This window comes from Planobispora longispora (genome assembly GCF_016863135.1).
In the GTDB taxonomy this organism is placed as follows: domain Bacteria; phylum Actinomycetota; class Actinomycetes; order Streptosporangiales; family Streptosporangiaceae; genus Planobispora; species Planobispora longispora.
The window spans coordinates 89,825-110,794 of the sequence record NZ_BOOH01000047.1 but is presented as its reverse complement, the minus strand read 5'-3'; the positions used below and the strand labels follow the sequence as shown (position 1 = coordinate 110,794).

Here is a 20,970-nt window from a genome sequence, read left to right as displayed (position 1 = left end):
CTGTATCAAAGTCGGTCAGAGCCATTCGTTGATCACGGCGGCGAGAAGCATGGCTTCATAACGTACGGCGAGCTTGTCGTATCGCGTGGCAACAGCGCGGTGACGCTTGAGCCGGTTGATGCCGCACTCCACCGCGTGGCGCTGGGTGTAGATCTCCGGGGCGAAGGCGGGGGGACGCCCGCCCCGGGATCCCTTGGCCCGGCGGTTGGCGTCCTGGTCGGCCTTGCTCGGGATGGTCGCCTTGATACCGTGCCGCCGCAGGTAGGCGCGGTTGGCCGCCGAGGTGTAGGCCTTATCGGCCACGATGCGGTCCGGACGGGTGCGCGCAGGTCCGCCGCCCAGGCGGGGTACCCGGATGCCGCCGACGACGGTAGTGAATCGTGGGCTGTCGCCGCGTTGTCCGGCGGTCAGCACGATCGCCAGTGGCTTGTGCCCCTGCTCGCAGGCCAGATGCACCGTGGTGGTCCACCCGCCGCGCGAGCGCCCCAGGGCGCGTAGCAGTCGGGCACGTCGCGCCAGGGTGCGCCGACCCGGGCCCGCCAGCGGATCCCGCCGATCAACTGCCGCTCGCTGAACAGCGGCGGCCGCCCTGAGCGCGTCGGCGCAGGCAGCAGCGGTTGCAGTACCGCCCACTGCGCATCGGTCAGGTCGAACCGCCTCGTCACCGCTGAGGTGGCCGCGAGGTCTCCGGTAGGAGGGTCGATCTTGGTCGATCGACCCTCCTACCGGAGACCTCGTTCGTTGTCGATCTCCTACGCGCACACGAGCTTCAGAACGGCAGGGCCGCCACAGCAGGCTTTGATACAGGCCCCAGTGCCGCATCAGGCGACGTTCGCCCTATCGACGACGGCACGTAGACGCCGATCGTCGGCACGGCGGTTTGAGGCGGCCGGGCAAGATCGCATCAGGTGGCTGGTCGAGATGCTGCGGGTCGCCACCGGCCGGCCGGTGACCACAGGGTTCACAAATAGCTGACGCCGGTCAGTTCCTCGGCCGCCGCCCAGAGCCGCCTGCCGACGGCCGGATCGGCCGCCTCCCGGCTGGGCCGGGCCTCGGCGACCGGCCCCCGCGTCTCCCAGAGTCTGGACGGCCCGAAGAACTGGCCGCCCCGCACACCGGGTTCGGTCGCGGCGTGCAACTGCGGCAGAGTGCCCTGCTCCACCGACTGGGTGACCAGCAGGCCGAGCCGCGCGATCAGCTGCCCGAACCGGCCACGGTGCTCCCAGGCACGTGGAGTCAGGTTGGTGCGGGTCAGACCGGGGTGGGCCAGTGTGCTGACGGTCGGCGATCCGGCGGTGCGCAGGCGGCGGTCCAGCTCGACGCCGAAGATCGTGGTGGCGAGCTTGGACCGGCTGTAGGCGGCAGCGGCCCGGTAGTCACGTTCGAACATCAGGTCGTCGAAGTCGAGGTGCGCGTTCTTGTGGGTGATCGAGCTGAGACTGACCACCCGGGATCGCCTCGCCGCGGCCAGCGTGCCGAGCAGCAGGCCGGTCAGCGCGAAGTGGCCCAGCATGTTGGTGGCGAGCTGCAGCTCGAAGCCGTCGGCGGAGGTGCGGCGCGGGCCGAGGAGCACCACGCCGGCGTTGTTGATCAGCAGGTCGATCGCCGGGTGGTCGGCGGCCAGCTTCGCGGCGAACGCGCGTACCGAGTCGAGGCAGGCCAGGTCCAGCTCGCGCACCTCGACGTCGCCGCCGATCCGGCGGGCGGCCTCCTCGCCGGCGGCGGTGTTGCGGACGGCGAGCACGACATGGGCGCCGCGGCGGGCCAGCTCGGTCGCGGTGATCAGGCCGAGGCCCGAGTTCGCGCCGGTCACGACGGCGATCCGGCCGTGCTGGTCGGGGATGCGCTGGGCGGTCCATCCGGTCATCTGCTGCTCCTGCGGGTATCGGTACGGTAGACCGGCGACGCTAGGCGCAACGCGGGCCGCTTCGATCGTTCCCGGCTGCCTAGGTCTGCGGGACCTACCATGGGCGTCCAGCCAGGCGGCACACTTGCGGCATGAGCAATCCGTACGCCCGTGAGCTCGGAGATTTCCTGCGGGCCCGGCGCGGCAGGCTGCGTCCATCCGACGTCGGACTGGAGCCGGGCGGCCGGCGCAAGGTCACCGGGCTGCGGCGTGAGGAGCTGGCCTTGCTGGCCGGGCTGAGCACCGACTACTACCAGCGGATGGAGCAGGGTCGGGAGGTGCGCCCGTCCGATGATGTCCTGGACGCGCTCGCCGGGGCGCTCGGTCTCGACGCCGAGGAACGCCGGCATCTGTTCGCCCTGGCCCACGCCGCCCGCCGGCCGATACCCACCCGGGTGGACCGGGGTCCGGAAAGAGTGCCGGACAGCACACGGCGGCTGCTGCGGGTGATGGACACCCCGGTGGTCGTGCTCGGCCGGCATCTCGACCTGCTCGCCTGGAACCCGATGGCCGAGGCACTGCTCGGCGACCCGGACGCTTGCCCGCCCGACCGGCTCAACATGCTCCTGCTGATGTTCGACGACACGCTGACCGGCGAGCGGAGTTGCCCGGACTGGGAGCGGCAGGCCCTGGACTACATCGGCATGATGCGCGCCGCCGTCGCCACCGACCCCACCCATCCGCGCGCCACCGCGATCGTCGGTGAGCTGAGCATCCGCAGCGTCGAGTTCCGGCGGCTGTGGGCCCGGCACGACGTCCGCGCGTCGGTCAGCGGCACCAAGACCTTCCGGGTCCCCGCGGTCGGCGACATCGTCCTGGACTGGGACACCTATCCGCTGCCCGGAAGCCCCGGCCCGGTCATGCTGGTCTTCACCGCCGAGCCGGGCAGCGCCGACGCCGACCGGCTGCAGCTCCTGGCGTCGTTGCACGCGACCCGCTCGGCGCTCACCAACGAGCACTCCTTCTAGTTCCGCATCAGGCGACGTTCGCCCTGTCGACGACGGCGCTTACGCGCCGGGCTTCTGGGTCGGGTCGGTGGTGATCTGGGTGTTCGCGGTCAAGCTGGGGCTGGCTGCCCGCGGGCGGGCTGAGTGAGGCCGCCTCGACCATGGTGACGCTGCCGGATCTGGCGCGCCACCTGGTGTTGCCGGTGGCGGCGTCGGCGCTTTCGCAGTCGTCGTGGCTGGTGCTGTTCGTCCGCGAGCCGGTCATCGGTGTGCTGCGGGGGACTTCGTCCTCGGGGCGCGGGTCAAGGGGCCTGCGCTCCAGGACCGTTCTGGTCCGGCACGCGCTGCGCTCAGCGCCGTTGCCGTTCATCACGATCATGGGGGCGCGGGTGCCGGTGCCGGTGCCGCTGTTCGCCCCGCCGGGCCAGCGGCTCGTGGCTTTGCGCTCGGCCGCATTACCGCCCTCAAGCGTCGCCGCATGCCACATCCTCTTTTCCAGCCCGGTGATCCCTCCTGGGGCGGCGCCTACCTACAGATGCGCGTCCCCGCGAACGGATACCTCTTCAAAGGGCGGGCGGATCGGACATGGTCCAGGTGACTGGAGCCGGCCTTCCGGCTCCGGCTCCTGATAACGGTCAAGACGATCGGCGGGCACCGGCGACGAACGGCGCCGCACCCGCATACAACCCGCCTTCGACCACCTCGATCATGAACGCGGCCAGGTCGGCGTGGGTGATCGTGGTGCCGGCGACCGAGCGGTGGGCGTGGTGGTCGATTCGGCCGGTGGGTGCGCCGTCGAGCAGGCGGGGCGGGCGCACCAGCGTCCAGTCCAGTCCACTGGCGAGCCAGACGGCCAGCTCGGCGGGCTTGTCGGCGACCGCTGCGCCGCCGAGCTTCTGGATGAGGAAACTGATGATCTTGGCTTGGCGGGACTTGTCGTCGCCGGGGGCGTCCACGCCGGCGCCGCTGATGCCCACGAACCGGCGCAGGCCCCGCTGGAGCATCAGCGGCACCAGCAGCTGGGCGGTGCGGGTGTGCAGGTCGGCCTGGCGGCCGACCGGCCCGAGCGCGGAGATGACCGCTTCGGCGCCGTCGGTCAGTCGCTCCAGCGCACCCGTCTGCAGGACGTCACCGGTCTGGACGCTCAGGCCGTCGGCCGTCGCGGCGACCGGCGGCAGCTTGGCGGGGGTGCGCACCAGCGCGGTGACGTGGTGGCCGCGCTGCAGCAGCCGGGCCAGTACGTGGGCGCCGGTGCGGCCGGTGGCCCCGATCAGGGCGATGTTCATCCGTGCTCTCCCGTGGGCGACCCTGCAAGGGGGGATCCGGGGTCGGAGGTGAGGGGTTCAGGCCGCGGGACGAGCCCAGGCGGCGCGTTCCCGGTGGGCGAAGGCGGAGAGATCGATCGGGTCGCGGCCCAGCACGGCGCGTACGTCACCGGTCAGGCCGGCGGCCAGACCGAACCGCGCGCTGGTGTAGATCGCCGCGGTCACCGCGACCATGGGCCAGGGCATGCCCAGAGCCGTACGGGCGTGGCGGGCGTAGGCGGCCAGGCCGGGGCGGGCATAGCGGATCGGCCGGCCGAGCTCGCCGGTGAGGATCTGGGCGACCTGCTCATAGGTCAGCGCCCGCGGGCCGGTCACCGTCCAGGCCCGGCCGGCGTGCTCGGCCGGATCGCCCAATGCGGCCGCGGCGACCGCGCCCACGTCTTCGGCGTCGACGAACGCGGTGGCGCCGCCGCCGGCCGGAACCATGATCGCATCGCGGTCACGAATGTCGGATGCATGGGTGCTCGACAGGTTCTGGCAGAAGAACGAGGGGCGGATGAATGTCCAGGCCATGCCCGAGGCGCGCAGCCATTTTTCCACGGCTGCGTGCGGTGTCAGACGGTTGTGCTCGGCGCCCTGCAGCGACAAGAACACCACGTGCCGCACCCCGGCGGAGCGGGCGGCGGCCACCGCCGGGATCAGGTCGCGGCGCACGTTGGCGACGGCCGGCGGGCGGAGCAGGAACATCGTCTCCACATCGGCAAACGCCGCCGGCCAGGTCGCCGGGTCGGCGAAATCGAAGGCCATCTGCTGCACGGGATCCGATCCGTGCATGCCGCGCGGGTCGGTGGGGTGCGGGGAGGGGGCGGTGCGCTCGGCCGGGCGGCGCGCCAGGCGCACCGGTGCTCCCGTCTCGATCAGCTGTCGGGCGACGATGCGGCCGATGGTGCCGCTCGCGCCCGTTATGAGGATCTGGCCCATCTCTCCCTCCAACCTTTCGACGTGCAACATTTGTATGATACACATCAGCTGATGTTTGTATAGTACACCTGTGATGGCGGACGACATGCCCGGCGACCCGTTCCACCCAGCCGATCCCGTCGACCGGCTCGACCGTGCCCTGCTGGCGCTGCGGCGGTTTTTCGAGGCCCCCGCCGCAGTTCCCGACAGCGCCCAGTGCGTGGAGCTGTCGACCCTGCTCATCGTCGACGCCGTGGCCACCGGCACCCCGGACGATGACTCCGGCGGGGTCAGCATCGGCGCGGTGGCCCGAGCGCTGGCCGTCAGCCCGTCGACCGCCAGCCGCCTGGTCGACCGCGCCGTGGTCCATCAGATGGTGATACGGCAGAGCTCGTCTGCCAGCCGCCGCCATACCGTGCTGACCCTCACCGACGCGGGCCGCGCCTTGCATGAGCGTGCCCTCGCCTACCGCACCGCCCGCCTGCGGTCGCTCCTGCATGGCTGGAGCGACCAGGAGCGCCAGACCTTCGCCGACCTGATGGCCCGCTTCGCCGCTGCTGTCCTGTCTCGTTGAACTTGAGACATGGCGCAGCTCTGACCTGTGGCGCCTCAAGGCGCGACGCCCCTTCTGCTGACCGTCTTCCTGCCGCGTCCGGCCGATCCCCCGCTCCGCTGATGTGCCGAGTGCCGCCGTGGCGCACACCGCACTCGATCACGGCTTGAGCCCCGCGACCCGGGTTGGCACGGGAGTTTCCGCCGGGGTTCGTCGGTACGCGACGCCGCACCGACGAAGCGGCCACCGGCTTGGGAACGCAAGGTCTGGAGCGCCCCGATGGCCGCGGACGCAGCAGCAGGGCCATCATCAGCGTCAGGTCGCCGACGTCGACGTCGGGGCGCAGGTCACCGTCGGCCTGGGCGCGGCGGACGAGCCGGTCGAGGACCTTCGGCAGAATCTGGCGCAGCCGCCGTTCCCCGGGGTCGTCGTGGAGCTGCTCCCAGGTGCTGGTGAACCAGATCGACAGCCAGGTGGCCAGCCGCAGTTCGGCGGCGGCTCGGCCGATGAAGCGTGACAGCGCCCCCCAGGCGTCCGGCTCCTCGTCCCCGGCATCGCGCGCAATGGCGACCACGCGGTGGAAGCCGTCCAACGCAACCCCGCGCACCAGCGCCTCGAGCCGCTGCCGCTGCGCGAGGGACCGCACAGCCAGGGGGACCTGACGTATCGGCTGGAGCGGCTCGACACGGACACCTGGCGCTTCCACCACCACCCCGGCGGGACGGTCGCCTCCTATGACCTCCGGCTGCGGCCGCGCGAGATCGCCGACTTCGCGGCCCGCTCCCGGCAACTGTCCACCTCCGCCGATTCGGCCTACGTCACCACCCTGACGGCCGCCCGGCCGATCGCCGGGCACACCTTGCCGCTGCTGTCGCGTACGGTGCGTCGGCTGGGCGCCGACGGCAGGACGCCGTGGACGATCGGTGACATAGACGAGTCCGCCAGAACGCTCTCCATGGACTTCCGCGTCCCGCTCGAGGACCTCGGCCACAACGGCATCGCTCAGCTCTGGCACAAGACGGGTACCCAAGACGACCTATGGCGCGCACGCGTCAGCAACGAGGCTTGAGCGGCAACCGAACGGCCGGTCAGGTTGAGGGCGGTCCCATCAGTAGACTCCCCGCATGTCGGCTCGGCGCAGCTGCGGGAGCGCTGGGCCATAACCGGGTCTGCCCACGGCCCTCCACCTGTTCTGACGGCGTTCGCGTGCCGCTACTTCCCACCGGCAAAATCATCCGACAGCCCGTCCGTGCGGCGCGAGCCCCGGTCCTCGGCCTGGCGAAGGAGACTGTCCATGCGTCTGCATCCCGGCGAGCCCGAGGCCGCGCGGCGAGTTGCCCGCAATCCGGAGGATGAGGAACGAGTTCAGCGAATCCGGTCGTAGACCAGGGCCATCGCGCCCAGTTCGCCGGTCTCCTGGTGGGTGAGCCTCCACTTCGACGGCGGCAGGCCGTCGTCGAACAGTCGCAGCCCGCCTCCGGTGATCTCCGGGATGACGACGAGGTACATCCGGTCGAGCAGGTCGGCTGCCAGCAGTGCCTTGGTGATGCTGGGGCTGGTGTTGACGAGGATGTCGCCCTCGCCGCCGGCCTTGAGCTCGGCGATGAGGTCGGCGAGGGGGCCGTTCACCACGCGGGTGCGCTCCCAGGGCGCCTCGGTCAGGGTGGTCGACAAGACCACCTTCTCGGTGGTGACCAGCCACGTGGCGTAGTCGCGGTCGCGCGGATCGGCGTTGCCGTCGGCGGCGACCGACGGCCAGTACGCCATGAATCCTTCGGCGAGAACCCGGCCGAGCAGGGCCGTCGTGGCGTTCTGCCGCATCCGGGTCATCTGGTCGCGCGCTACGTCGGTGGTCGCGTAGGTGGCGAACGCGGCGAAATCGGCGGGCCCGCCTGCGCCGTGGTAGCGCCCGTCGAGGCTGATGACCAGATTGGCCATCACCTTGCGTCCGGTGGTCTGCTCGGTCATTTCGCACTCCTCGGGTCGGTGTCGTGCTCAGCGTCGTGCTCGGTGTCGTGGGTGTCGGCGGCGAGGGCCGCCGCGAGTCTGTCGAGGCTCTGGCCGAAGCCGATCTCGATGCCGGCGATGAAGTCCGCCGAGTCGGTGGTGCTGCCGGTGATGCGGTAATGGACCTCCAGGTCGGTCCCGGTTCCGGTGCCGGTGGGCCGCAGGTCGAAGTCGAGGTGGCCGGTGAAGGCGAGGCCGCCGTCGGGCAGCAGCGGGGAGAGCCGGTAGGCCAGGTGTTCACCGGGGCGCAGGTCGTCGACGACACCGTGGGCGCGCCCGACGACCACGTCGGAGCCGTCGAGGTCCTCGGCGTCGCGGTATTCCAGGACGATCCGCCCGCCCGGCCGCGCCTCGAACACCGACTCCGAGACGCGCAGGCCGTCGGGAGCCCACCAGCGGGCCAGTAGCGGTGCTTGGGTCAGGTGACGCCAGAGCGGCTCGGGTCGCCCGCTCAGTGAGCGGCGGAAATGGAAGGAGCGGCCGTCGGCCCACCCCGGCTCCTGTGCGGCGCGCTGCTCGGCGTGGAGGCCGGCCCCGTAGCGGTCATAGGTCTCGCGGGGGCCGCCGCCGCGGTCGGCGGTGTCGGCGATCCGGTTGAGCGTGGCCGCCAGCTCCCGCAGGGGACCGGGTTGGAGCGCGTACACGCGACGCTGGCCGGTGCGCTGGGAGACGACGACACCGGCACGCTCAAGGGTCTGCAGGTGCTTGGTCGTCTGCGGCTGACGCGCTCCGGCGAGCTGGGCCAGGACGCCGACCGACCGGGGCCGCTCGGCCAGCAAGGTCACGAGCCGCCAGCGGGCCGGGTCGGCCAGTGCGGTGAGGAGTGCGTCCATGAAGAGAAGTATTCTCTAGAAAGAATATTCGTGTCAAGGAATGTATTCGGATCTGTCGGACATCATCAAGATCGACCGCCGACGGCGCCGTAGGGGAAGGGCTGGTGGACGGCCGGACCGATCTGCCCCCTGACGAGATCGTGACGCGCACCGCGCAGCTGGCCGGCCTGCTGGACCTGAAGAGCGCGCCGGACGCCATGCTGCTGCGCCAGCGCCTGGCCAATGTCGACCCGGGCGCCGGCGTCGTGCTCACACCCCAGGAGGAAAGGGCGGTCTGGATGCGCTCGGCACATGTCGGCAGGTAGCGCCGGCGTCCGCCGCGGCGCAGCGCCGCGGCGATCTCCTCGCACGGGGCGTCGGAGGCATGGAAGGCGCGCTGGGCATCCGGCAGGTCAGGAGGGAAGTCGTAGCCGGTGTCGCCGGTCACTCCACCTTCGAGATCCGATCATATGGTTGAAGCTCCTCGCCTCAGCCACATGATCCGAACTTCGAACAGCTCCTAGCCGGAGGTCCTGCGGCGGAACAGCAGCGCCGCGATCGGCACGCTGACCAGCACCGTGCCCGCGAGCCAGGCCGCCGTCACCGCTCCGGAGGAGCCCATCGGCTGGTTGAGCAGCAGCGACCGGAGCGTCGCCACGATCGGCGTGATCGGCTGGTTGGCGGCGAAGTCACGCAGCACGTCCGGCATGGTCTCGGCCGGCACGACCCCGTCCGACAGGTACGGCAGGAAGAGCACGACGAAGCTGAACGCGCCGGCCGCCTGGGCCGACCTGACCAGCAGTCCCCAGAGCGCCGCCAGCGACGACATCGCCAGGACGTACCCGGTCACCACGGCCAGCACCAGAGCCCAGTCGGTGAGTCCGGCGTCCGGGCGAAAGCCCAGGACGACCGCCGCGAGCAGGGCGAATCCGCACGCCGTCACGTTGCGGACCACCGAGGCGATCACATGCCCGGCGGGGACCGTCCAGCCGCCGATCGGCAGGGTGCGCAAGCGGTCGATCATGCCTGCGGTCATGTCGTCGGCGATGTTCACGGCGGTCAGCGCGGCGCCGTACCCGCCGGACATGAGCAGTACGGCGGGCACCACGAAGTCGATGTAGGCCAGCCCGCTGGAGCCGGTGGTGATCGCCCCGCCGAAGACGTACACGAACAGCACCATGATGATCACGGGTAGCGCGGTGTTCACGATGAGGCTGTCGGGGATGCGCAGCTCGCGGCGCAGGTTCCGGACGACGAGGCGGCGCAGGTCGCCCGCCGCGGTCAGGGCGGCGCTCATGCCGCCACCGCCGTGAGCTCGAAGAAGACGTCGTCGAGGGTGGGGGCGCACAACTCCACGTGCTCGACGGCGACGCCCGCGCGATGCAGCAGGTCCAGCGTACGGCGCAGGTGGTCGGGGCCCTGGACGGCCAGTGTGATCTCGCGTTCGCCCGCGCCGGGATGCGTTCCGCCCTCACCGAGCGCCGACCTGGCGCGCGGCATGTCCTCGGCCCGGGACAGGCGCAGGATCAGGCGTTCGGAACCGACCTGGCGCTTCAGTGCGGCAGGGGAGTCGTCGGCCACGACGCGGCCTCTGTTGATCACCACGACACGGTCGGCGAGCTGGTCGGCCTCCTCCAGGTACTGCGTGGTGAGCAGAATGGTGGTTCCGGCGGCCACCAGTTCGCGGATCACCGACCACAGCTCGGCCCGGCTGCGCGGGTCGAGCCCGGTGGTGGGTTCGTCGAGGAAGAGGATCCGCGGCGCTGAGACCATGCTCGCCGCGAGGTCGAGGCGGCGCCGCATCCCCCCGGAGTAGGTCACGACCCGCCGGTTGGCGGCCGCGGCCAGATCGAAGCGCTCCAGGAGATCCTGTGCCCGCCGTCGCGCCTGCCGCCGGCCCAGGTGGTAGAGGCCGGCGAACAGCTCCAGGTTCTCCCGCCCGGTCAGCAGGTCGTCCACGGTGGCCTGCTGGGAGGTCAGGCCGATCATCCGGCGCACCGCGACACCATCGCGCGTGACGTCGCACCCGCCCACCACGGCGGTGCCGCCATCGGGTGCGAGCAGTGTGGTCAGGATGCGCACCGTGGTGGTCTTGCCTGAGCCGTTGGGGCCGAGCAGGGCCAGCAGCGAGCCGGTGGGCACGGTCAGGTCGATCCCGGCCAGCACCTGTGTGGCGCCGAAAGACTTCGTCAGGCCCCGGGCGACGACAGCATCTGTGAATCCTGTACTGTGTATGACGTTCATAGTTTTAAAGTTAATGCAGAATCCTAGGAGGGAGTCAAGGAGGGATTCGATGGACCAGGAGCGGCCGCTGCCGTCCGTGGTGGAGCGCATGTGGGGGCGCGAGCCGGTCACACGCCGGGGACCGCGACCACGGCTGGATCTGGCCACGATCACCGCCGCCGCCATCGAGATCGCCGACGCCGAAGGGCTGAGCGGGGTCTCGATGGCCAGCGTGGCTTCGCGGGTCGGGGTGGCGGCGACCGCGCTCTACCGGTACATCGGCAGCAAGGAGGACCTGCTCACCGCCATGGCCGACGGCGCCGCCCCACCGCCGCCGGAGCCGGCGGGCATGTCCTGGCGGGATTACCTCACCCTCTGGACCCGGGCCCATCGCGACATCGTGCTGGAGCACGCGTGGCTGCTGTCGGTCGACCGGCTCGCCCCGCCGCTGGGCCCGCGGCGGCTGCTGTGGCTGGACCGCGCACTGGCCGCCCTCGACGGCACGGGGCTCGACCACGGAGAGAAGATCAAAGTGGCGAGCACCCTGACCGGGTACGCGCTCACCGATGCCGCGCTCATCCACAGCATCGGCGGCGGGGATCCGACGATGGAAAACGCCGCCATCACCGGAGCCGCCGACTACGGCGAGGTGCTCGCCGGACTGCTCGACCCCGTGGCCTACCCGGCCCTGTCGGCCGCGATGCGCTCGGGCGTCATGCACGGCGCCGAGGGGTGGGTGGACGACGAGGACTTCGTCTTCGGACTCAATCTGCTGCTCGATGGCGTCGAGGCGCTGATCGGGCAGCGGGCATCGGAGAAGCAGCGGGCATCGGAGAAGTCGTGACCCGGCACTGCGGCGAGCCGGTCGTCTGGCTGGTCGAGCGCGGCATGCCGCAGGAGAAGATCGGCACCTTCACCGAGTGGCTGGACGGGGAGATCTCCCGGCTGCACGCCTGGTCACCGCATTCGAGACCGATGAGATCGCCGCACTGCGCGAGAAGAACGGCGGCGAGGGCGACCCTCACCGGCTCCTCGACTACTCGCTGGGCGGCTCCTACGACCGGGCGCCGTACACCGCCCAGGATCTGGACTCGGCTTGGGTGGAGTCACCGGAGGGCTCCCCGTACTCCTACGGGCTGATCGACGGCACCGGTGCCCGGCGGATCCCGCTCGGGAAAAGGTTCCGCAGTGTCCCGCCGTTTCGCGACGGCGCCGCCGAGGTCATCCTCGACGCGCAAACCACCGACACCATCGCGGTCCACCCCGGCCACCAGCGCCGGGGCATCGGCCATGCGCTCCTGCAGGAAACCCGTACCCGTCCCGGGCCGGGGCGCTCGGCGGAGGAAGCGCTCTGCGAGTTCCGCGAGCCGCTCGCACGGGCGCGCGAGAACCGTGATCGTGTCGCACCGTGCGACGCGATCGTCTGTCGCTGGTGCGGGAACCACTCCGTTGCTTTCGGCCGATGCCGTGCGGTCGGCAGTGGGGCGCGCAGGAGGCGCGGCGCGCCCCCTGCCGGACCGACTGCGCCCAGCTCATATGGGAGATTCCGGCGTCGGGCGAGGCTGAGGCAACGGGGGAGAGAGGGGACCCGAAAAGCGGGCCAGAGCCGGTTTCTGCAACGGCGGTGAAGTTGCGGAGTCGCGTCCCGGTCCGGCGGGTGTGACGCCCCGGCGCGGCAGCTCGCCGGTCGGGCGGGTGGTCACTCCGCTTTGCCGGCGACGCCGTCGAGCAGGACGCGCAGGTAGGCGTCGACGCGGGCGACCGGGCTGGAGCCGAGGCCGAGTGCGAAGGCCGTGCCGCAGACCAGATGATGGAGGTCCTCGTCGGTGAGTCCCGGACGCAGGGCGCCGGTCTCGCGGGCGCGGGCGAGGACCGTCCCGGCCAGAGCGGTGAACTCGTCGCGCTGGGCGGTGGTCTGCGGGATCGCGTCGTCGGTGGCGGGTGAGGCGATCACCTCGGCGAAGGCGGGGTCGGCCAGTTGCTGGAGGAGCAGGGCCCGCAGCAGGATCTCGACCCCCGTCCACGGATCGTCGTGCAGGGACGCGGTCTGGGCGCCGTCCAGGACGGCGGCGAAGGCGGGTTCGGCCAGGGCCTCCAGCAGCGCCCGTCGGGTGGGGAAGTGCCGGTATGCGGTGCCCACGCCCATGCCCGCGCGGCGGGCCATCTCGTTGAGCTGCAGTGACAGGTCGCCCGAGGCGACCGCCTGACGTGCCGTCGCCAGCAGGAGCGCGCGGTTGCGGGCGGCATCGGCACGCAGCGAGGTCATGGCCCGAGTCTACCTAACCGGATTGACAATCCGCTTCCTGTCGCCTTGAATCGGATGAGTTATCCGCTTAATTCCGGGAGGGACCATGGACAGCGCCGTGAACTGGAGCGTCACCGATCTCCGCGACCAGACCGGCCGCACCTTCGTCGTCACCGGCGCCAGCAGCGGCCTCGGTGTGGCGATCACCCGTCACCTCGCCGTGCGCGGCGGCCGGGTGATCATGGCCGTACGGGACACGGCCAAGGGCGACCGGGTCCGGGACCAGTTGCGTGCCGGAAACCCCAAGGCCGATCTCGACGTCCGCCACCTCGACCTGCTCGACCTGCGCGCCGTCCGGCGGTTCGCCGACGGCCTGCGCGCCGACGGCGTGATCGTCGATTCGCTGCTGAACAACGGCGGCATCGGCACGGTGGCGCGCCGGCTGAGCCCCGAGGGAGTGGAGAGCCAACTGGCGACCAACCACCTCGGCCACTACGCGCTGACCGGCCTTCTCCTCGACCGGATGGCCGAAGGCGGCGCCGTGGTGACCGTCGCCTCCGGTCTCTATCGGATGGGCCGCCTCGACCTCGACGACCTGGCCGCCGAACGCCGCTACTCACCCGGTGGCGCCTATGCCACGTCCAAGCTCGCCAACGTGCTGTTCGGCCTGGAGCTTGACCGCCGTCTCCGCGCCTCCGGATCGCCGGTCCGCAGCCTGCTGGCCCACCCAGGCATGGCCAAGACCGGCCTGGATCGGGAAGCGGCGCTTTTGCCCCGCATGGTCCAATCGGTGCTGGGTGTCTTCTTCCGGCTGCCGATCGATGCAGCCGTCGCGCCGATCCTCTACGCGGCCACCGAGGCCGCCGCCCCCACCGGCAGACACATCGGCCCGGGCCGTCCCCGCCGCCCCCGCCCGACCTTCGAGACCTTCACCGGCGCCGCCGCCGACACCGCCCTCGCGGCCCGACTCTGGGACCGCTCCCGCCGGCTCACCGGCGTCGACCTGACGTAGGACCGTGTTTCAAGCCGGCTGCGACCAGCTCGCCGCCGAGGCCGCAAGGCCGCCCAGCGCCTCTCGGCAGGCCGCCAGGGCACGTCTCACCCCCGCCTGCCGTGAATCTACAATGTAAGGCCGTCTGCGTTTCCGAGTGATGAGCTCACCACGACCGCCGCGATGGCACCGCGCGACCTGCCGGCGATCGTGTGCCGCACCGCGGTGATCTGTCAGGAGAGAAGTTCATCTATACGTTCTCCGGCCACGCCCAAGCGACCCGTGTGATGAGCCGTAACGGTGCTGACGCGGGCCGGAGCGGTCATCGCCGCCGGGGCAGACCGTCTCGTCGCGGGGTCGCCGACCGGTCCACCCTGTATCGGACCTTCTGGCGCCGGTCGCGGCCGACGGCTGATCTATCGCACGGCTGGGGGAGCGACTCGCAGTGGGGAACCGATGGAACGGTCAGCCTGCCGGAACGGGTCAGCTTGCTGGAAGGTCAGCAGTCCAGGAACGGGCCGTAGCCGTCCAGGGTGGCCCGGTGCATCCAGTCGAGGCAGTCGGCGAGGGCCGGGTCGTCCAGGGCGGCTTCCACGAATTCGGTGAAGCCGGGCGGCTGCCGGATCCGGACTTTCTGCCGTGAGTCGATACCCACGACGTCCTCACGCGATCGCGGCCGTCGGGAAGCATCCCGGCCGGGCGACAGATCAGGACGGCGATCGCACCGGCGAGCCGCATCGACGCGTGGTCTTCCCTCTGGACGATCGCCGGGCTTCCCGGTCGTACGGCCTCCGTACGCCACTTAACGATATGTACGGCGAAGAGCGCTTCGCCCCTCGGGACGTCACCGTCCGCGCCTACTTCTCACGTCTCCGGAGTTCGCCGGTCGCCAGGTCGAGGAAGTACGTGCGCTCGCTGTAGAGGGCCTCGACCATGAAGGATCCCCGCTTCGACCAGCCGAGGCCGACGTTGAGGAACTCGTCGCCGGGGAAGGAGGGGACGACGCTGGACAGCCGCTTGCCGGTCCCCGTGTCGAAGGTCTCGACACGCCCTTCGTCCCCCGAGATGACCACGAGGCGCCCTCCGTCCGGCCGGAGGTGGTACTCGTCCTCGGGGACGTCATCGTCGGTTTCCCTGAGGGGGAGGTCCGTCCGCGTCCTTCCCCGGTGGTCGAGCACGAGCACCCGAGACGCCGTCGTCACCACGACCCCGCTCGCGTTGATGTCGTGGATCTGCCGGGCCTCCGGGATCGACCTCGCGGTCCAGTCCGTGGTGTCGGTGATCTGCACGCCGTTCCCGGTCAGGGCGACATACCTGTTCTGGCCGGCGAAACCGGGCTCGGGCACGTCGGCGTCGGCCAGGGGGCCGGTGAGACGGTGGACGCCCCCGGCGTCCTGGTACGTCATGCGGCGATCGTATTTGTCCAGGTAGACGACGGCCTTGTCGTCGGGGCTCGGCATGAACGGCGCCGGCAGGGGGGCGCCGCCTTTCCCGATGACGTACGGCGCGGCCTGCGGGAACGGTTCCCCGTTCACCAACCAGTACCGGCAGGGGTTGTCCATGGAGGAGATCCACGCACACGTGGGAGCCTTGTACTCGTCCACCGTGGTGAACGCGGCCCTGGACTCGGGGAACGAGACGGGCGTCGAGTATTCCGGCAGTTCGGGCCGGAGCGGCTGCCCGGGAACGAGCAGCGCGCCCGACAGCACGATCGCGGTGCCCGCGAGGTAGAGGGTGCGAGCCGACCATCGGCGAACGGCCGACTCGGCTCGGGCCGTGTCGTCCGATGCCTCGGGCGCCGGTCCGGCCTCCAGGTTCCGGGCGGCGAGCGGTACGGCCACCGCCACGATGGCCACGATGACGGCATGTGCCAGACGTGCGGGCGTGGCACCCTGGTTCGCCAGCAGGTAGCCGCCCGCCGCCACGGCGCAGCCCAGGCCGAGCAGCCACGCCTTCCGATAGATCTCCGCGTCGTCGTGACGATGGAGCGCCCGGAGCGGTGGCCGTACGTGGCGGAGAACGGAGACGGCGCACCAGCCGAGAACCAGATAGAACAGGTCGTCGGTGAGGTAGGCGACGGGGACGGCGACGGCGAGGGTGATCAGCCGCCATCGGCGCAGGGCGGCGAAATGGTCGATGACCTGACGGGCGTTGGCCGTTGTGACGGAGAAGCCGGTGAGTGCGGCGAATCTGGTGAGCCGCTCTCGGGTGACCGGTGCGGCCGCCGCCAGGACGGTGATCGCGGCGGCCGCCCAGAAGGTCAGCTGGGGTGTCGTCACGATATGTGACCATATATGGTTTTTGACCATGAACTCGGGTGACATATGGCAGCAGTTCGGTGTCACCACGTGGCATTCCCGGCGTGCGCGGCGGCTGTTGCTGGTGATGGCGTCCGGTTGCCTGTCTCTCGTCGCCATTGCCGCGGTTTTGATGGAGTCGGGGGCGATGACTCCGCATATCGGTTGGCGAGTCGATAGTTTCTTCCTCCGCGCCGAGGTCGACGAGAACGAGGTTCTCTCCACCGACGTGGAGATCGAGCTCGAAAACGAGGCATTCACCTCCTTCACCGTCACCGATGTCTCGGCGGAGATGCCGGGACTCCGCCTGCTGCCCGGGAAACCCTCCGAGGCCACCGTGGAGGGCAACGGTTACGGGCAGCTGACCGGGCGCGTCGTCATCACCGACTGCGCGGCGGTGCCGTACGAGCCCCAGCCGGTCAGGTTCACGTACGAAACCTGGATGGGCACGAGGTCGGCGGAGGTGACGTGGGATTCATGGCGGCTGACGGGACCTGAGGAAAGCATGCCGATCGCCTGGCAGCGGGGCCTCGCCGACAAGGTCTGCAACGACGCGGTGAATCCGGACTGGCCCTGAGCGCCGAATCGTCCGCGAACAACGACGAGCCCTGAGAGGTTGCGGAGCATGCGTCCCGTCACGAAGATCGCCACCGGTTTCGTCTTCGCCTTCGGAGCCCTCCGGTTCAACGGCTTCGACCTGCTGCTCGACCCCGTCGGGTGGGGCCTGTGCGTGTCGGGACTGTCGTGGTTGCGGCGATCCGCCTCCGACCCCGACGACCCCTCCGGCCGGGCCGGGTCCTTCGCCGTCGCCATGGTCTGCGTCTCGTTCGTCGCCATGATCACGCCGGTGAATTCGACCGGCGCCCCGGCGGCTTCCGTCCCCGCACAGCTACTCGGCATCGCCGGCACGGCCGGTGCTCTGATCACCGTCTGGCTGATCGTCGACGTCGTCATCAGGCGGATGCGTCCCTTCGGAGACGTCTCCCGGGCAGCCCTCCTCGACGTGCTGCGCTGGGCCGTGGCCGGTCTGGGAGCGCTCGGCGTGCTGGCCGGGTACGGCTACGCGGGCCTGGGCGCTGTCATGAGCGTCGCCTGGATCGTGGCCATAGCGGCCTTGACCGTCGTGCTCTACCGTTCGGCCCGGCTGCCGTACCTGGCCGCATCAGGGGAGTCCGTGGAAGCCGATCTCCCTCCCGCGGGCCGTGGTGACTGACGCGTTCAGGCTGGGGTCAGGCGGTGGGGAAGGGGCCCTGGTACTCGGTGTAGTCGGAGACGCCGTCGCCGTTGAGGTCGACGCGCACCTCGTCGGTGTAGCCGTCGCCGTTGTGGTCGAGGTAGACCACGTCGGTCACGCCGTCGCCGTCGGTGTCGTAGCGCTCCTCGTCGGCCACGTAGTCGCCGTCGGTGTCGATGAGCTGGACGTCGGTGCCGCCGTCGCCATCGGTGTCGTAGTAGTCGGTGGTGGTGACGTAGAACTCGCTCATCGGGGTTTCCCTCGTCCTTTTCGTTCGTGTCGGTTCGTCAGATAAGAGGGGCGTTCCGGCCGGATGGTTACAGCGACTTCCATGATTTTTTGAAGGCGTCCGGGGGCGGGCCGTCCTGCCGTTCATGGCGATCCCGCTCACGCCGGCCTTCGCCGCGTTCCTCACCGCCCTCGTGACGCGTCGTTCCGAGAAAGCGATCAGGAGGCCCTTGCGCCCTGACCGTCAGCGCGACTTCACCGAGTTCGTAGGCGGCCGATCCGACAGCTTGATCCTGTACCACGAACAGGTCGGGCGGTGGCGCGTCCGCGTCGTCCATGCCACACTGACTGTTATAGAACTCTCGTAAGAGTTATAGAACGATCGGAGTATGGCATGCGAAACGTGTCACCGTGGCGCGAGCCGGTCCCGCCGGGCGGGACGATGGGCGAGCCCCGGGCGCGGGGCCGATTCGGCGAGTACGGCGGGCGGTACGCCCCGGAGTCCCTGGTGGAGGCGTGCCGCGAGGTGGACGAGGCGTTCCGGGAGGCCTGGGCGGAGCCGGGGTTCCGCGGCTCCCTGGCGAGGCTGCTCGCCGTGCACGCCGGGCGGCCGACCCCGCTCACCCCGGCCCTCCGGCTGTCGGAGGCGCTGGGCGTGCGGCTGTACCTCAAGCGCGAGGATCTCACCCACACCGGGTCCCACAAGATCAACAATGTGCTGGGCCAGGCCCTGCTGGCCGTCCGGATGGGACGGCGCAGGCTGATCGCCGAGACGGGGGCGGGTCAGCACGGGGTGGCCACCGCGACCGCCGCCGCGCTGCTCGGGCTGGAGGCCACGGTGTTCATGGGCGAGCGCGACATCGAGCGGCAGGCGCTGAACGTCTTCCGGATGCGCATGCTGGGCGCCGAGGTGGTCCCGGTGACCGCGGGCAGCCGTACCCTCAAGGACGCGACCAGCGAGGCCATGCGGCACTGGGTGGGCGCGACCGGCGACTCCCACTACTGCATCGGCTCGGTCGTCGGGCCGGATCCGTACCCGTGGATGGTCAGGGAGTTCCAGCGGGTCATCGGCGAGGAGGCCCGCGGGCAGTGCGCCGCCGAGCTGCGGACCGGCGTCCCGGACTACGTGGTCGCGTGCGTCGGCGGCGGCTCCAACGCGGCCGGCACGTTCGCCGGATTCGCCGACACCCCGGCGCGCCTGGTCGGTGTCGAGGCGGAGGGCGGAGCCGGGGCGGCCCGCGGCCGGCTCGGCGTCATGCACGGCTGCCGCTCGCTGTTCCTGCAGGACGGCGACGGGCAGATCACCCAGGCGCACTCCATCGCCGCCGGGCTCGACTACCCGGGGGTCGGCCCGGAGCACGCCCACCTGCGCGACCTGGGCCGGGCCCGCTACGTCACGGTGACCGACGACGAGGCGGTCGGCGCGGCGGTACGGCTGGCGCGCACCGAGGGCATCGTCCCGGCGCTCGAATCGGCGCACGCCCTCGCCTGGGTGATCCGCGCGGCGGGCGGCGGCGACCTGCCCGCGGGATCGACGGTGCTGATGACGTTGTCCGGCCGGGGCGACAAGGACGTCTCGACCCTGAAGGAGCTGCTGTGACGAATTCCGCTCTGGGCCCCGCCCTGCACCCCGCCCCGGCCGCGGGCGCGGGCGCGGTCGAACGCCGGCTGCGCGCCCGCCGGGACACCGGCCGCGGCCTGCTCATGCCGTACGTCACCGGCGGGATCACGCCCGGCTGGACGGACTACCTGCGGGCCTTCGCCGCCGCCGGGGCGGATGCGATCGAGGTCGGCCTGCCCTTCTCCGATCCCACGCTGGACGGCGTCACCATCCAGCAGGCCGGCGACACGGCACTGGCCCGGGGGGCGAGCACCCGCCGGATCCTCGCCGACCTGTCCGGCATGCCGGCCCTGGGCGTGCCCCTGGTCGCCAGCACCTACTACAACCTGGTGCTGCACGAGGGCCCCGAGGCGTTCTGCGCCGCGCTGCGCCGGGCCGGCGTCGGCGGCCTGATCGTGCCCGACCTGCCGGTGCACGAGGCGGACGAACTGGAGGGCGCGGCAGCCGCCGCCGGGATCGAGCTGTCCCTGCTGGCGTCGCCGGCGACGCCGCAGCCGCGGCTGGCGGAGATCTCGCGCCGCAGCCGCGGATTCGTCTACGCGGTGTCGTTGATGGGCACCACCGGTGAGCGGACCGCCCTCGCCGCGTCGGCGGCGGAGCTCACCGAGCGGATCAGGCGCGTCACCGACCGGCCGGTCTTGCTAGGATTTGGCATTTCCACCCCGGACCAGGCACGCGAAGCCCGCCGGCACGCCGACGGCGTGGTGGTCGGCGCCGCGGTCATGCGGCGGGTGCTCGACGGGGCCGGGCCGGACGACCTGCGGGCCTTCCTCACGACCCTGCGGCAAGCCCTCGACCAGGAGTGTGACCGACCACGATGACCCCCGACGCCGGGCACGAGGCGAGATACCGCGCCATCGCCGCCGACCTCGCCGCGAAGATCCGGTCGGGACACTACGCCCCCGGTGAGGCCCTGCCGCCGCAACGGGAGCTGAGCGCCTCCTACGGGGTGACCCTCATGACGCTGCGCCAGGCGCTGCGGGAGCTCAGCGACGAGAGGCTGATCGTGCAGCAGCCCGGCAGGGGCACGTTCGTCGCCCCGCCCCACCTGGCGTACCAGCTCGACTCGCTCCGCAGCCTGGTCGACGATCTGCTCAAGCAGGGCCACGACGTGCGCACCGCCGTGGCCGGGCGGGCGGTGCGCCGGGCCCCCGCCGGGATCGCCGCGGAGCTGCGGCTGCGCCCCGGCGACACCGCCCTGCGGCTGGAGCGGGTCCGCGAGTTCGCGGGACGCCCCGCCGTACACCAGGTGTCCTGGGTCCGCCGGCCGGTGGCCGACCGGATCCGCGACCGCGACTTCACCGCCGTCTCCCTCTACACGGCCCTCGCCGACGCGGGGGTGGCGGTCGCCCGGGCGTCCGAGGTGGTCCGGCCCGGGTTGCTCGACCCGGCCGCAGCCCGCCACCTCCACGAGCCGCAGGGCAGCCCGGTGCTCGTCAGCACCCGGATCACCTACACGCTCGACGCCACACCCGTGGTGTCCGACCACGCCACCATCCTCGGCAGCATGATGGAGATCCGCACCGAACGCGCCGCCACCGGCCTCTCCCTCACCTGGGGCGCCACCAGCTGAGCAGCCGTGCGCGGTCCGTCCCGGCGCGGCGACGGGGAAGCGGCGCCGTCTCGACGGCGGTCAGCGGGAAGCAGTCACGGATGGGCGTGCGCGACTGCCGCGGCGCCG

27 protein-coding genes are annotated in these 20,970 nt (G+C 71.1%); 12 read left to right on the top strand and 15 right to left on the bottom strand.

Going from position 1 to position 20,970, the window contains the following annotated elements; all coding sequences use genetic code 11:
• Nucleotides 1-15: 15 nt before the first annotated feature.
• From Plo01_RS41415 to Plo01_RS28455, 3 genes are all read right to left on the bottom strand, one after another.
• On the bottom strand, nt 16-519 hold the full coding sequence (locus tag Plo01_RS41415; protein WP_373871730.1) for an IS5 family transposase: 504 nt from the start codon (nt 517-519) through the stop codon (nt 16-18).
• Nucleotides 408-665, bottom strand: a complete 258-nt coding sequence (locus Plo01_RS41410) for a transposase (protein ID WP_373871728.1) — start codon at nt 663-665, stop codon at nt 408-410. The genes Plo01_RS41415 and Plo01_RS41410 overlap by 112 nt, the downstream gene beginning before the upstream one ends.
• Before the next feature lie 296 nt (nt 666-961).
• The gene (locus Plo01_RS28455) at nt 962-1,867 is read right to left on the bottom strand and encodes an oxidoreductase (RefSeq protein WP_203893783.1); all 906 of its coding nucleotides are present in this window, start codon (nt 1,865-1,867) and stop codon (nt 962-964) included.
• Nucleotides 1,868-1,998: 131 nt separating this feature from the next.
• Between Plo01_RS28455 and Plo01_RS28450 the strand changes: the two genes are divergently transcribed.
• Nucleotides 1,999-2,874, top strand: a complete 876-nt coding sequence (locus tag Plo01_RS28450) for a helix-turn-helix transcriptional regulator (RefSeq protein ID WP_203893782.1) — start codon at nt 1,999-2,001, stop codon at nt 2,872-2,874.
• Nucleotides 2,875-2,881: 7 nt separating this feature from the next.
• On the opposite strand, the gene Plo01_RS28445 is transcribed toward Plo01_RS28450, so the two are convergent.
• The 3 genes from Plo01_RS28445 to Plo01_RS28435 all read right to left on the bottom strand — a co-directional run bounded on the left by Plo01_RS28445 (nt 2,882) and on the right by Plo01_RS28435 (nt 5,099).
• Nucleotides 2,882-3,340 carry a hypothetical protein gene (locus Plo01_RS28445; RefSeq protein WP_203893781.1) on the bottom strand — a complete coding sequence of 153 codons (459 nt, stop codon included), beginning with the start codon at nt 3,338-3,340 and terminating at the stop codon, nt 2,882-2,884.
• Nucleotides 3,341-3,488: 148 nt separating this feature from the next.
• The gene (locus Plo01_RS28440; RefSeq protein ID WP_203893780.1) at nt 3,489-4,139 is read right to left on the bottom strand and encodes an NAD(P)-dependent oxidoreductase; all 651 of its coding nucleotides are present in this window, start codon (nt 4,137-4,139) and stop codon (nt 3,489-3,491) included.
• Between the two features lie 57 nt (nt 4,140-4,196).
• On the bottom strand, nt 4,197-5,099 hold the full coding sequence (locus tag Plo01_RS28435; protein ID WP_203893779.1) for an NmrA family NAD(P)-binding protein: 903 nt from the start codon (nt 5,097-5,099) through the stop codon (nt 4,197-4,199).
• Nucleotides 5,100-5,169: 70 nt separating this feature from the next.
• On the opposite strand from Plo01_RS28435, the gene Plo01_RS28430 reads away from it, so the two are divergent.
• Both Plo01_RS28430 and Plo01_RS28425 read left to right on the top strand, forming a co-directional pair.
• Entirely contained in the window at nt 5,170-5,652 is a 483-nt protein-coding gene (locus tag Plo01_RS28430; RefSeq protein WP_203893778.1) for a MarR family winged helix-turn-helix transcriptional regulator, read from the top strand.
• A gap of 556 nt (nt 5,653-6,208) precedes the next feature.
• Nucleotides 6,209-6,700: an arylamine N-acetyltransferase gene (locus tag Plo01_RS28425; RefSeq protein WP_203893777.1), complete on the top strand. Its 492-nt coding sequence runs from the start codon at nt 6,209-6,211 to the stop codon at nt 6,698-6,700.
• A 296-nt stretch (nt 6,701-6,996) separates the two neighbouring features.
• On the opposite strand, the gene Plo01_RS28420 is transcribed toward Plo01_RS28425, so the two are convergent.
• Nucleotides 6,997-7,599, bottom strand: a complete 603-nt coding sequence (locus tag Plo01_RS28420) for a dihydrofolate reductase family protein (protein ID WP_203893776.1) — start codon at nt 7,597-7,599, stop codon at nt 6,997-6,999.
• Nucleotides 7,596-8,471 carry a metalloregulator ArsR/SmtB family transcription factor gene (locus Plo01_RS28415; RefSeq protein ID WP_203893775.1) on the bottom strand — a complete coding sequence of 292 codons (876 nt, stop codon included), beginning with the start codon at nt 8,469-8,471 and terminating at the stop codon, nt 7,596-7,598. The genes Plo01_RS28420 and Plo01_RS28415 overlap by 4 nt, the downstream gene beginning before the upstream one ends.
• 104 nt (nt 8,472-8,575) lie before the next feature.
• Here Plo01_RS28415 and Plo01_RS28410 point away from each other — a divergent pair, with 104 nt between their 5' ends.
• The gene (locus Plo01_RS28410) at nt 8,576-8,776 is read left to right on the top strand and encodes a hypothetical protein (protein ID WP_203893774.1); all 201 of its coding nucleotides are present in this window, start codon (nt 8,576-8,578) and stop codon (nt 8,774-8,776) included.
• Nucleotides 8,777-8,970: 194 nt separating this feature from the next.
• On the opposite strand, the gene Plo01_RS28405 is transcribed toward Plo01_RS28410, so the two are convergent.
• Together Plo01_RS28405 and Plo01_RS28400 are read right to left on the bottom strand one after the other, a co-directional pair.
• On the bottom strand, nt 8,971-9,747 hold the full coding sequence (locus Plo01_RS28405) for an ABC transporter permease (protein WP_203893773.1): 777 nt from the start codon (nt 9,745-9,747) through the stop codon (nt 8,971-8,973).
• Entirely contained in the window at nt 9,744-10,694 is a 951-nt protein-coding gene (locus tag Plo01_RS28400) for an ATP-binding cassette domain-containing protein (RefSeq protein ID WP_203893772.1), read from the bottom strand. The genes Plo01_RS28405 and Plo01_RS28400 overlap by 4 nt, the downstream gene beginning before the upstream one ends.
• Before the next feature lie 49 nt (nt 10,695-10,743).
• On the opposite strand from Plo01_RS28400, the gene Plo01_RS28395 reads away from it, so the two are divergent.
• Nucleotides 10,744-11,517: a TetR/AcrR family transcriptional regulator gene (locus Plo01_RS28395; protein WP_203893771.1), complete on the top strand. Its 774-nt coding sequence runs from the start codon at nt 10,744-10,746 to the stop codon at nt 11,515-11,517.
• 76 nt (nt 11,518-11,593) lie between these two features.
• Nucleotides 11,594-12,301, top strand: coding sequence for a GNAT family protein (locus tag Plo01_RS28390; protein ID WP_203893770.1), 708 nt, complete (start codon nt 11,594-11,596; stop codon nt 12,299-12,301).
• Between the two features lie 71 nt (nt 12,302-12,372).
• Here Plo01_RS28390 and Plo01_RS28385 read toward each other — a convergent pair whose 3' ends face one another.
• Entirely contained in the window at nt 12,373-12,939 is a 567-nt protein-coding gene (locus tag Plo01_RS28385) for a TetR/AcrR family transcriptional regulator (RefSeq protein ID WP_203893769.1), read from the bottom strand.
• A gap of 85 nt (nt 12,940-13,024) precedes the next feature.
• On the opposite strand from Plo01_RS28385, the gene Plo01_RS28380 reads away from it, so the two are divergent.
• The gene (locus tag Plo01_RS28380) at nt 13,025-13,930 is read left to right on the top strand and encodes an SDR family NAD(P)-dependent oxidoreductase (protein WP_203893768.1); all 906 of its coding nucleotides are present in this window, start codon (nt 13,025-13,027) and stop codon (nt 13,928-13,930) included.
• A 478-nt stretch (nt 13,931-14,408) separates the two neighbouring features.
• Here Plo01_RS28380 and Plo01_RS28375 read toward each other — a convergent pair whose 3' ends face one another.
• Together Plo01_RS28375 and Plo01_RS28370 are read right to left on the bottom strand one after the other, a co-directional pair.
• Nucleotides 14,409-14,564, bottom strand: coding sequence for a hypothetical protein (locus Plo01_RS28375; RefSeq protein WP_203893767.1), 156 nt, complete (start codon nt 14,562-14,564; stop codon nt 14,409-14,411).
• Nucleotides 14,565-14,766: 202 nt separating this feature from the next.
• Complete coding sequence (locus Plo01_RS28370) at nt 14,767-16,188, bottom strand: hypothetical protein (RefSeq protein WP_203893766.1); 1,422 nt, start codon at nt 16,186-16,188, stop codon at nt 14,767-14,769.
• A 28-nt stretch (nt 16,189-16,216) separates the two neighbouring features.
• On the opposite strand from Plo01_RS28370, the gene Plo01_RS28365 reads away from it, so the two are divergent.
• Nucleotides 16,217-16,783 carry a hypothetical protein gene (locus Plo01_RS28365; protein WP_203893765.1) on the top strand — a complete coding sequence of 189 codons (567 nt, stop codon included), beginning with the start codon at nt 16,217-16,219 and terminating at the stop codon, nt 16,781-16,783.
• 48 nt (nt 16,784-16,831) lie between these two features.
• Complete coding sequence (locus Plo01_RS28360) at nt 16,832-17,419, top strand: hypothetical protein (protein WP_203893764.1); 588 nt, start codon at nt 16,832-16,834, stop codon at nt 17,417-17,419.
• Nucleotides 17,420-17,435: 16 nt separating this feature from the next.
• Here the strand turns inward: Plo01_RS28360 and Plo01_RS28355 are convergent, their stop codons facing one another.
• Both Plo01_RS28355 and Plo01_RS28350 read right to left on the bottom strand, forming a co-directional pair.
• Nucleotides 17,436-17,690: a hypothetical protein gene (locus Plo01_RS28355; protein ID WP_203889951.1), complete on the bottom strand. Its 255-nt coding sequence runs from the start codon at nt 17,688-17,690 to the stop codon at nt 17,436-17,438.
• 67 nt (nt 17,691-17,757) lie between these two features.
• Nucleotides 17,758-18,006, bottom strand: a complete 249-nt coding sequence (locus Plo01_RS28350; protein ID WP_203893763.1) for a hypothetical protein — start codon at nt 18,004-18,006, stop codon at nt 17,758-17,760.
• Between the two features lie 56 nt (nt 18,007-18,062).
• Between Plo01_RS28350 and trpB the strand changes: the two genes are divergently transcribed.
• The 3 genes from trpB to Plo01_RS28335 are packed head-to-tail and all read left to right on the top strand — an operon-like array spanning nt 18,063 to nt 20,862.
• The gene (gene trpB, locus Plo01_RS28345; RefSeq protein ID WP_203893762.1) at nt 18,063-19,268 is read left to right on the top strand and encodes a tryptophan synthase subunit beta; all 1,206 of its coding nucleotides are present in this window, start codon (nt 18,063-18,065) and stop codon (nt 19,266-19,268) included.
• Nucleotides 19,265-20,110, top strand: a complete 846-nt coding sequence (gene trpA, locus Plo01_RS28340; RefSeq protein WP_239317224.1) for a tryptophan synthase subunit alpha — start codon at nt 19,265-19,267, stop codon at nt 20,108-20,110. Before trpB ends, trpA begins: the two co-directional genes overlap by 4 nt.
• Complete coding sequence (locus tag Plo01_RS28335) at nt 20,107-20,862, top strand: GntR family transcriptional regulator (protein WP_203893761.1); 756 nt, start codon at nt 20,107-20,109, stop codon at nt 20,860-20,862. The genes trpA and Plo01_RS28335 overlap by 4 nt, the downstream gene beginning before the upstream one ends.
• The last annotated feature ends 108 nt before the right edge of the window (nt 20,863-20,970 follow it).

Excerpts from the sequence above, each read along its gene's own strand:
- Plo01_RS28420 (WP_203893776.1), bottom strand. The coding sequence starts at position 7,599 with ATGACCGAGCAGACCACCGGACGCAAGGTGATGGCCAATCTGGTCATC.
- Plo01_RS28445 (WP_203893781.1), bottom strand. The coding sequence starts at position 3,340 with ATGTGGCATGCGGCGACGCTTGAGGGCGGTAATGCGGCCGAGCGCAAA.
- Plo01_RS28380 (WP_203893768.1), top strand. The coding sequence starts at position 13,025 with ATGGACAGCGCCGTGAACTGGAGCGTCACCGATCTCCGCGACCAGACC.
- Plo01_RS28440 (WP_203893780.1), bottom strand. The coding sequence starts at position 4,139 with ATGAACATCGCCCTGATCGGGGCCACCGGCCGCACCGGCGCCCACGTA.
- Plo01_RS28400 (WP_203893772.1), bottom strand. The coding sequence starts at position 10,694 with ATGAACGTCATACACAGTACAGGATTCACAGATGCTGTCGTCGCCCGG.
- trpB (WP_203893762.1), top strand. The coding sequence starts at position 18,063 with ATGCGAAACGTGTCACCGTGGCGCGAGCCGGTCCCGCCGGGCGGGACG.
- Plo01_RS28450 (WP_203893782.1), top strand. The coding sequence starts at position 1,999 with ATGAGCAATCCGTACGCCCGTGAGCTCGGAGATTTCCTGCGGGCCCGG.
- Plo01_RS28350 (WP_203893763.1), bottom strand. The coding sequence starts at position 18,006 with ATGGACGACGCGGACGCGCCACCGCCCGACCTGTTCGTGGTACAGGAT.
- Plo01_RS28435 (WP_203893779.1), bottom strand. The coding sequence starts at position 5,099 with ATGGGCCAGATCCTCATAACGGGCGCGAGCGGCACCATCGGCCGCATC.
- Plo01_RS28385 (WP_203893769.1), bottom strand. The coding sequence starts at position 12,939 with ATGACCTCGCTGCGTGCCGATGCCGCCCGCAACCGCGCGCTCCTGCTG.
- Plo01_RS28415 (WP_203893775.1), bottom strand. The coding sequence starts at position 8,471 with ATGGACGCACTCCTCACCGCACTGGCCGACCCGGCCCGCTGGCGGCTC.
- Plo01_RS28365 (WP_203893765.1), top strand. The coding sequence starts at position 16,217 with ATGAACTCGGGTGACATATGGCAGCAGTTCGGTGTCACCACGTGGCAT.
- Plo01_RS28360 (WP_203893764.1), top strand. The coding sequence starts at position 16,832 with ATGCGTCCCGTCACGAAGATCGCCACCGGTTTCGTCTTCGCCTTCGGA.
- Plo01_RS28355 (WP_203889951.1), bottom strand. The coding sequence starts at position 17,690 with ATGAGCGAGTTCTACGTCACCACCACCGACTACTACGACACCGATGGC.
- Plo01_RS28455 (WP_203893783.1), bottom strand. The coding sequence starts at position 1,867 with ATGACCGGATGGACCGCCCAGCGCATCCCCGACCAGCACGGCCGGATC.
- Plo01_RS28395 (WP_203893771.1), top strand. The coding sequence starts at position 10,744 with ATGGACCAGGAGCGGCCGCTGCCGTCCGTGGTGGAGCGCATGTGGGGG.
- Plo01_RS28405 (WP_203893773.1), bottom strand. The coding sequence starts at position 9,747 with ATGAGCGCCGCCCTGACCGCGGCGGGCGACCTGCGCCGCCTCGTCGTC.
- Plo01_RS28335 (WP_203893761.1), top strand. The coding sequence starts at position 20,107 with ATGACCCCCGACGCCGGGCACGAGGCGAGATACCGCGCCATCGCCGCC.